The sequence below is a fragment of the Pseudomonas sp. B6001 genome, assembly GCF_013386015.1.
In the GTDB taxonomy this organism is placed as follows: domain Bacteria; phylum Pseudomonadota; class Gammaproteobacteria; order Pseudomonadales; family Pseudomonadaceae; genus Aquipseudomonas.
Map to the genome: position 1 here is coordinate 1 of NZ_JACAOX010000048.1, position 1,505 is coordinate 1,505.

Here is a 1,505-nt window from a genome sequence, read left to right on the forward strand (position 1 = left end):
GAGGTGCCGAGTGGTGGGGCAAGAGCGGAACCAATACAAGCCATCACCTAAATAACGGATATCCCCCCAATCCGCGCCCGCGCCCGCAGCGCCTCCCCAGGCAACCCCAAAGCCTCATACACCACCACCAAAGCTCGATTCGTCGGCACATCCAGCCCGTCATACCGCCGGCGCAATTCCAGCGTCTGCTGCGCCCCAAGCCAATCCCCAACCCGCAACCGTGCGTCCAGCTCCACCTGCGCAAACAAATCCCGCTGCGCATGACTCCCGCCAATCTCATTCAGCCGCGGTAACGCTATCCCCAGCTGTTCCAACGCCCGCCGGGCATCCCCCCGGGCATGCGCCAACAACCCCTCAGCCAACGGCAACGTCACTTCCCGCCAAACCGGCCGCGCTTCCACACTGTGCCTGCGCAAAGCCGCCAACAACTGATCCGCCTCAGGCTTGCCCGCCCGGGCCAATCCATACAAATACTGCACACTCAAAAATGGCTGTACCGCATCCCCAACCCGACGCTGCAGGTAGGGCGCCAACGCCTGCCACCGCTCACCCACATCAATCCCGGCCAGCTCCAGCCGCGCCAGCAATGACACCGCGCCCACCTGATCCTGGGAGTACTCCGGCAAGATCCCCCACACATGCCGGTCATAAATCTCCAGCACCCGCTGATCCTCCCCGCGCCCCAGATAAAACAACGCGAGATGCCACCAGTTATGGGTGTACATGAACGAGTTAAGCCCGTCCCAGTGCTGCTTCACGCCCTCCAGAAACCCGATGCCTTCCTCGATACGCCCCTGGGTCAGCATCACATGGGCCAATGCGTGATGGGCCCATGGCTCGGACGCCTGCAACCGCAACGCTTCAAGCGCACTGGCCTCGGCTTCCTCCAGCAAATGACACTGCTCATACGCAAACGCCAGTAGCCCGTGACTGTGGGCGATATCCGGCGCGCCGGCGGTGGCCTTCAACCCGATCCGCAGCAGCGCCGGCCAGTTGCCCCGGTTGAATTCCAGGTACTGGTTGAGCTTGGCCGCAAGCAGGTCCCGCGGATAAAGATCCAGCAGATGCTCGCTGAGGCGCAGCACTTCATCCAGCTCGTCGTTGATCCAGGCTTGCAGCACTTGCAGATACACGAGCGCCCGGGGATGCCGGGAATTCACCGCCGCCGCCCGCTGACGGTACTTCTCGGCCAGCACAGGGCCCTCGGGCGACTCGATAAACATCAGCAGCAGGCCGGCAAATCCGTTGGCCAATGCTGAGTCGGGGTCGGCATCGGCGACCGCGAGGATGCCCTCGGCACGGGGCTGATAGCCGAGAAAACCGCCGACGAAATCATCCAGGCCCTGACGGGTGGCGGGGTTGCGGGTGTCGATGGGGTTGCCCAGGTAATCCAGTGACATGCGCTTCAAACTCATGGGTTCAGATAGCGGTTAGAAGGGCAAACCTTGTGCCAGTGATGGGTCCCTCAAACTTCAAACCTTACCGTAGCAGCTGCCGAGCCTTGG

Annotated in this window: 1 protein-coding gene; it reads right to left on the reverse strand. The window is 62.5% G+C overall.

All coding sequences use genetic code 11. From position 1 onward, the window contains the following. Nucleotides 1-47: 47 nt before the first annotated feature. Entirely contained in the window at nucleotides 48-1,400 is a 1,353-nt protein-coding gene (locus tag HX821_RS30305; RefSeq protein WP_177037286.1) for a tetratricopeptide repeat protein, read from the reverse strand. Between the last annotated feature and the right edge of the window lie 105 nt (nucleotides 1,401-1,505).